This window comes from Pseudomonas sp. GM60 (genome assembly GCF_000282415.1).
Classification (GTDB): Bacteria; Pseudomonadota; Gammaproteobacteria; order Pseudomonadales; family Pseudomonadaceae; genus Aquipseudomonas; species Aquipseudomonas migulae.
Genome location: NZ_AKJI01000143.1, coordinates 1 through 6,356, shown reverse-complemented (window position 1 = coordinate 6,356; position 6,356 = coordinate 1). Strand labels below are relative to the sequence as shown.

General features: G+C 59.7%; 7 protein-coding genes. 4 read left to right on the top strand and 3 right to left on the bottom strand.

The window, feature by feature from the left end; translation table 11 throughout:
• The first annotated feature begins 506 nt into the window (after positions 1–506).
• Positions 507–2,600, top strand: coding sequence for an LTA synthase family protein (locus PMI32_RS02670; RefSeq protein WP_008034553.1), 2,094 nt, complete (start codon positions 507–509; stop codon positions 2,598–2,600).
• Between the two features lie 59 nt (positions 2,601–2,659).
• Here PMI32_RS02670 and PMI32_RS30100 read toward each other — a convergent pair whose 3' ends face one another.
• Entirely contained in the window at positions 2,660–2,818 is a 159-nt protein-coding gene (locus tag PMI32_RS30100) for a DUF3309 family protein (RefSeq protein ID WP_174602692.1), read from the bottom strand.
• Positions 2,819–3,096: 278 nt separating this feature from the next.
• Between PMI32_RS30100 and PMI32_RS02680 the strand changes: the two genes are divergently transcribed.
• From PMI32_RS02680 to csrA, 3 genes are all read left to right on the top strand, one after another.
• The gene (locus tag PMI32_RS02680) at positions 3,097–3,912 is read left to right on the top strand and encodes an SDR family oxidoreductase (protein ID WP_008034550.1); all 816 of its coding nucleotides are present in this window, start codon (positions 3,097–3,099) and stop codon (positions 3,910–3,912) included.
• A gap of 64 nt (positions 3,913–3,976) precedes the next feature.
• Positions 3,977–4,309: a YnfA family protein gene (locus tag PMI32_RS02685; protein WP_008034549.1), complete on the top strand. Its 333-nt coding sequence runs from the start codon at positions 3,977–3,979 to the stop codon at positions 4,307–4,309.
• Positions 4,310–4,451: 142 nt separating this feature from the next.
• Positions 4,452–4,637: a carbon storage regulator CsrA gene (gene csrA, locus PMI32_RS02690; RefSeq protein WP_008034548.1), complete on the top strand. Its 186-nt coding sequence runs from the start codon at positions 4,452–4,454 to the stop codon at positions 4,635–4,637.
• Between the two features lie 5 nt (positions 4,638–4,642).
• On the opposite strand, the gene PMI32_RS02695 is transcribed toward csrA, so the two are convergent.
• Both PMI32_RS02695 and PMI32_RS02700 read right to left on the bottom strand, forming a co-directional pair.
• Positions 4,643–4,870 carry a YheU family protein gene (locus tag PMI32_RS02695; protein ID WP_003199186.1) on the bottom strand — a complete coding sequence of 76 codons (228 nt, stop codon included), beginning with the start codon at positions 4,868–4,870 and terminating at the stop codon, positions 4,643–4,645.
• A 209-nt stretch (positions 4,871–5,079) separates the two neighbouring features.
• The gene (locus tag PMI32_RS02700; protein ID WP_008034547.1) at positions 5,080–6,270 is read right to left on the bottom strand and encodes an osmoprotectant NAGGN system M42 family peptidase; all 1,191 of its coding nucleotides are present in this window, start codon (positions 6,268–6,270) and stop codon (positions 5,080–5,082) included.
• Positions 6,271–6,356: the final 86 nt, after the last annotated feature.

The window sequence follows — 6,356 nt, the reverse complement described above, 5'->3', positions numbered from 1 at the left end:
TTCAGGCCGCCTCGGCGGCTGTGGCGGTAGTCGCCCCCTCGAGAGGCCGAGTGGAGGTTCTGCGCAGTGGGCAACCCGGCATGGATGCCGGGTTAGCCGCCCACGGCCAGGGATGGCCGATCGCGGCGGGCCCACGGAGCAGGACCGGAGCGAGGCACCGAACGAAAGGGGCAAAAACGCTTGGTTACTTGGCGCTTCTCCAAGTGACTCGCCGTAAGGGCGAAACCAATAGCCGCCGTGACCGCAGAAACGGATATGACCACACCCAACTTATGGACTCTGAAAGACTTTATTGTGTTTCCGAATATGCGCTACACAAAATTTTCACAAAGCCTCCAAGACAATTCGCCCGCGCCAGCCGTGCAGATCAGTAATCAATGGCAATGCCGCGGTTGATCGTGCAACATTTGCGCACCGCGCAAACCCCGGGGCCGAGAACTGGCCAACAGAGGGCAGGGCGCAGCTGTAATTTTGAAACTTCAACTTCCAATGGGTCCTAAAACGACATGGCAATCCCGGACGCCCTGAGTCAGCAGCGAGCTTCTAGTCGCCTGCTGCAACCGACCGTCAAATCGCATCTGGCCTACACGCTGTTGTGTGCCCTGGTCATGATGGTCATGTTCAGCCTGCTGCGCGTCGCGCTGCTGGTCTACAACCGCGAGATGATCCTCGACACCCCGGCCTCGACCTTCTTCGAAGCGTTCGCCAACGGTCTGCGTTTCGACCTGCGCCTGGTGGTCTACCTCAGCATTCCGCTGTTGCTGGCGCTGTTCAGCTCCCGGGCCATGGCGGCCCGCGGGTTCTTCCGTTTCTGGTTGACCATCGCTTCGAGCATCGCGCTGTTCCTCGGCCTGATGGAAATGGACTTCTATCGCGAGTTCCACCAGCGCCTCAACGGCCTGGTTTTCCAGTACGTGAAGGAAGACCCGAAAACCGTAATGAGCATGCTCTGGTACGGATTCCCGGTGGTTCGCTACCTGCTGGCCTGGGCCGTGGGCACGTTGATCCTGACCCTGGCGTTCAAGGGCGCCGACCGCGCGACCCGTCCTCGCGGTCCGTTCAGCGGCGGCAGCATCGGCACGCGCCAGATCGCCCCGTGGTACGCGCGCATTGTCGTGTTCGTGGTGTGCCTGCTGGTCTGCGTGGTCGCGGCTCGCGGCACTCTGCGCCAAGGCCCGCCACTGCGTTGGGGTGACGTCTACACCACCGACTCCAACTTCGCCAACCAGTTGGGCCTCAACGGCACATTGTCGCTGGTCGCGGCGGCCAAGAGCCGGATGTCCGAAGATCGCGACAACATCTGGAAAGCCACGCTGCCACAGCCGCAAGCTCAGCAAATCGTGCGTGACATGCTGGTGATGCCGAACGACAAACTGGTGGATGCCGAGACCGCAGCGGTGCGTCGCGATTACACGCCGCCGGCCGACAAGACTCTGCCGATCAAGAACGTCGTCGTGATCCTGATGGAAAGCATGGCCGGTCACTCGGTCGGTGCCCTCGGTGCACCGGGCAACATCACGCCGTACCTCGACAAGCTGTCGAAGGAAGGCCTGCTGTTTGACCGCTTCTTCTCCAACGGCACCCACACCCACCAGGGTATGTTCGCCACCATGGCCTGCTTCCCGAACCTGCCGGGTTTCGAATACCTGATGCAGACCCCGGAAGGCAGTCACAAGCTGTCCGGCCTCCCGCAATTGCTCAGCGCCCGCGACTATGACGACGTGTACGTCTACAACGGCGACTTCGCCTGGGATAACCAGTCGGGTTTCTTCAGCAGCCAGGGCATGACCAACTTCATTGGTCGTAACGACTTCGTCAACCCGGTGTTCTCCGATCCGACCTGGGGTGTGTCCGACCAGGACATGTTCGACCGTGGTCTGGTCGAACTCAAGGCGCGGGAAAACGGCAAGCCGTTCTATGCCTTGCTGCAGACCCTGTCCAACCACACGCCATACGCCTTGCCGACGCCATTGCCGGTCGAGCGCGTGACCGATCGTGGCAGCCTGAACGAGCATTTGACCGCCATGCGTTACGCGGACTGGGCGCTCGGTCAGTTCTTTGAAAAGGCCCGCAAGGAGCCTTACTTCAAGGAAACCCTGTTTGTCATCGTCGGCGACCACGGTTTCGGCAACGAGCGCCAGATCACCGAAATGGACCTGGGCCGCTTCAACGTGCCGATGCTGATGATTGCACCGGGCATCCAGGACAAATTCGGCAAACTTGACCACACGGTGGGCACGCAGATCGACATCGTACCGACCATCATGGGTCGCATCGGTGGCGAAGTGCGTCATCAGTGCTGGGGGCGTGACCTGCTCGACCTGCCGGAAGGCGACACCGGTTTTGGCGTGATCAAACCGTCGGGCAGCGAACAGACCACGGCCATTGTCACGGTGGATCAGATTCTGGTCTTGCCGAAGGAAAAGGAAATGGAGCCGAAGATGTATCAGTACGAACTGGGCGCGACACCTCGCGCCGAGATCGTTCCGAATGCACCTCGCACTGCCGAGCTGAAACTCAAGCTCGAAGCGTTCCTGCAAACGGCGACCAAGAGCCTGATCGACAACACCGCCGGTGTCGTTGACGGCAAGCCGGACTGAGCGTTGACGCAATAAAAAAGAGGCCCTTCAAGGGCCTCTTTTTTTTGCCTGTCAGATCTTTATATCTTGCCGAGTAACAGCAAAATCAACAGCACCACCAACACCACGCCGATGATACCCGACGGGCCATAACCCCAACTTCTGGAATGAGGGAAGACCGGCAGACCACCTACCAGCAGGAGGATCAGAATAATGATTAGTATTGTGCCCATGTCTATTTCCTTGTCGGAAGTGTTCTGAAATTGCCTGGTGTTAATTGTCAGCTGGACTGCAATAAACCCGAGCTGCTTGTAAATTCCGACTGGTGCACTTGAAAGAAAATTCCAAGTTTTTTTAATGTATTTCGAAGAAAGGCTTATTTCGTTTTCAGGGGCCTGGTTGATTCAGGCGCGCTCGCGGTTTGATTGCGCCATTCAGCAATCTGATGGAGCGTGGGTCGGGCAAGGTCCTTCGCTACACTCGACGCATCTTCCCCGGAACAACAAGGCTGTTTGCTATGCAAAATCGCATGATGATCACTGGCGCGGGCTCGGGCCTGGGTCGCGAAATCGCGCTGCGCTGGGCACGTGAAGGCTGGCAACTGGCTTTGTCGGATGTCAGCGAACCCGGTCTGCAGGAAACCCTGAAGCTGGTTCGCGAAGCCGGCGGCGATGGCTTTATCCAGCGTTGCGACGTGCGCGATTACAGTCAGCTGACTGCGTTCGCCCAAGCCTGTGAAGTCAAGCTCGGCGGCATCGATGTCATCGTCAACAACGCCGGTGTTGCCTCGGGCGGGTTCTTCAGCGAACTGTCCCTGGAGGACTGGGACTGGCAGATCGCGATCAACCTGATGGGCGTGGTCAAGGGTTGCAAGGCGTTCTTGCCGCTGCTGGAAAAAAGCAAAGGCAAGATCATCAACATCGCGTCGATGGCCGCCCTGATGCAAGGCCCGGCGATGAGCAACTACAACGTGGCCAAGGCCGGTGTAGTTGCTTTGTCCGAAAGCCTGCTGATCGAACTGGCGCACCAGGAAGTTGGCGTGCATGTGGTGTGCCCGTCGTTCTTCCAGACCAACCTGCTAGACTCTTTCCGTGGTCCGACACCCGCCATGAAAGCGCAGGTTGGCAAGTTGCTGGAAAGTTCGCCGATTAGTGCGGCCGACATTGCCGACTACATCTATCAGCACGTCGCCGCTGGCGAATTCATGATCCTGCCCCACGAACAGGGCCGTATGGCCTGGGCGCTGAAGCAGAAGAACCCGCAACTGCTCTACGACGAAATGACCCTTATGGCCGATAAAATGCGCGCCAAGGCCAAACAGACCGCAGGCTGAACTTGCCCGCGCACAACGTCGCCGTTAGGGTGGCCGCCATCGGTCATCCTCGCGAGACGTTCGCATGCTCAATTACCTGTGGTTTTTTCTTGCCGCGCTGTTCGAAATCGCCGGCTGCTTTGCCTTCTGGATGTGGTTACGCCAAGGCAAAAGCGTCTGGTGGGTGGTGCCGGCGCTGCTCAGCCTGACCTTGTTCGCGCTGCTGCTGACCCGTGTCGAGGCGAGCTACGCGGGGCGGGCTTATGCCGCCTACGGTGGCATCTACATCATTGCGTCGATTGGCTGGCTGGCCGTAGTCGAACGGATTCGCCCGCTCGGCTCTGACTGGATCGGCGTGGCGCTGTGTGTGATCGGCGCAAGCGTCATCCTGTTCGGCCCGCGTTTTTCCGCTGCCTGAAGCAAAGCCACGGTTTGTAAGACGTTTCCTTAAGAGGTGTTCGCCTTGCGCTGTAGGGCGGGACTGTTTTGCCCTCGTCGCATTGAAGGCCCGCCGTGTGCCGGGCATCTTCAGGGTTCGATAACCCTGAAGGACGAATGCCATGCTTGTACTCAGCCGCGTTGTGGGCGAAATGATTTCCATCGGTGACGACATTTCGGTGCGTATTGTCGCCGTCAACGGCAACACGGTGCGCTTCGGCGTCGACGCGCCGCAAAGCGTCAATGTGCACCGTGCTGAAGTCTACAAGCGCATCCAGGTCAAACTGGCAAAAACCAAAGGGCGATGAAGGCGTCAGTCGAACAGATGCTTGGGCACGTCGTGCTTGAGCATCAACTGGCATTGCTCGCTTTCCGGGTCGAAGACAATCAGCGCCTGACCTTTGGTCAGGGCCTGGCGAACACGCAATACGCGGGTTTCCAGCGGCGTGTCATCGCCGTTATCGGTGCCGTCACGGGTCACGAAGTCCTCGATCAGGCGGGTCAGGGTGTCGACTTCAAGTTGGTCGTGGGGAATCAGCATAGGCACCTCGGCTAAACAATGGCGCGATGCTACGGCGAATGATGGGTGGCGGCTAGTCTGGACCCGATGTGTTGCCTGGGCTGACGTCTTCGCGGGCAAGCCTCGCTCCTACAGGTTTCGCGTTGATCACATTACTTCGGATCGACGCAAAGTCTGTAGGAGCGAGGCTTGCCCGCGAAGGCGTCAGCCCAGGCAATGAAAATTCCGGATCAGCTATCCGACCGCTGCCCCACCAGGCTATCCACCGAAGGCACCCGCGTATCGCTTTCCATCTGCGTGTCATGTTCGATCTGATGACTGAACCGGTCCAGCGAACCTTTGGCCGGTTGCGCATCGCTGGCAAACACCGGCGGGCTGAGGATGTAGGTGCCGAGCAGGCGACTGAGCGCCGCAAGGCTGTCGATGTGGGTGCGTTCGTAGCCGTGAGTCGCGTCGCATCCGAAGGCGAGCAGGGCGGTGCGAATGTCATGGCCTGCGGTGACCGCCGAATGTGCATCGCTGAAGTAGTAGCGAAACAGGTCGCGGCGCACCGGCAACTCGTTGTCGCTGGCCAGTCGCAGCAGGTGCCGCGACAAGTGATAGTCATAAGGCCCGCCGGAATCCTGCATCGCCACGCTGACCGCATGTTCGCTGGAGTGCTGGCCGGGCGCGACCGGGGCGATGTCGATGCCGACGAATTCGCTGACGTCCCACGGTAATGCCGCCGCCGCACCGCTGCCGGTTTCCTCGGTGATGGTGAACAGCGGATGACAGTCGATCATCAGCTCTTCGCCACTGTCGACGATCGCTTTAAGTGCCGCCAGCAGCGCGGCAACGCCGGCCTTGTCGTCGAGGTGCCGGGCGCTGATGTGGCCGCTTTCGGTGAACTCTGGCAACGGGTCGAACGCGACGAAATCGCCGACGCTGATCCCCAGGGAATCGCAATCGGCGCGGGTCGCGCAGTACGCATCGAGGCGCAGTTCGATGTGATCCCAGCTGATCGGCATCTCGTCCACGGCGGTGTTGAACGCATGCCCGGACGCCATCAACGGCAACACGCTGCCACGGATCACGCCGTTGTCGGTAAACAGGCTGACGCGGCTGCCCTCGGCGAAACGGCTGGACCAGCAGCCAACTGGCGCCAGAGTCAGGCGACCGTTGTCTTTCACTGCGCGAACGGCGGCGCCGATGGTGTCGAGGTGGGCGGAAACGGCGCGGTCGGGGCTGTTTTTCTTGCCTTTAAGCGTGGCGCGAATGGTGCCGCGGCGAGTCATCTCGAAAGGAATGCCCAGCTCTTCAAGCCGCTCGGCGACGTAACGCACGATGGTGTCGGTGAAACCGGTCGGGCTCGGAATGGCGAGCATTTCCAGAAGGACTTTTTGCAGGTAGTTGAGGTCGGGTTCGGGGACTTTATGGGTCATGGAAACTCCTGATGAGTTGAGCGCATCGATGGTTTCGATGAGGGTAATTTGCGGTGTCTGTGAGGCCGTCTTCGCGGGCAAGCCTC

Excerpts from the sequence above, each read along its gene's own strand:
- PMI32_RS02670 (WP_008034553.1), top strand. The coding sequence starts at position 507 with ATGGCAATCCCGGACGCCCTGAGTCAGCAGCGAGCTTCTAGTCGCCTG.
- PMI32_RS02680 (WP_008034550.1), top strand. The coding sequence starts at position 3,097 with ATGCAAAATCGCATGATGATCACTGGCGCGGGCTCGGGCCTGGGTCGC.
- PMI32_RS02685 (WP_008034549.1), top strand. The coding sequence starts at position 3,977 with ATGCTCAATTACCTGTGGTTTTTTCTTGCCGCGCTGTTCGAAATCGCC.
- csrA (WP_008034548.1), top strand. The coding sequence starts at position 4,452 with ATGCTTGTACTCAGCCGCGTTGTGGGCGAAATGATTTCCATCGGTGAC.
- PMI32_RS02695 (WP_003199186.1), bottom strand. The coding sequence starts at position 4,870 with ATGCTGATTCCCCACGACCAACTTGAAGTCGACACCCTGACCCGCCTG.
- PMI32_RS02700 (WP_008034547.1), bottom strand. The coding sequence starts at position 6,270 with ATGACCCATAAAGTCCCCGAACCCGACCTCAACTACCTGCAAAAAGTC.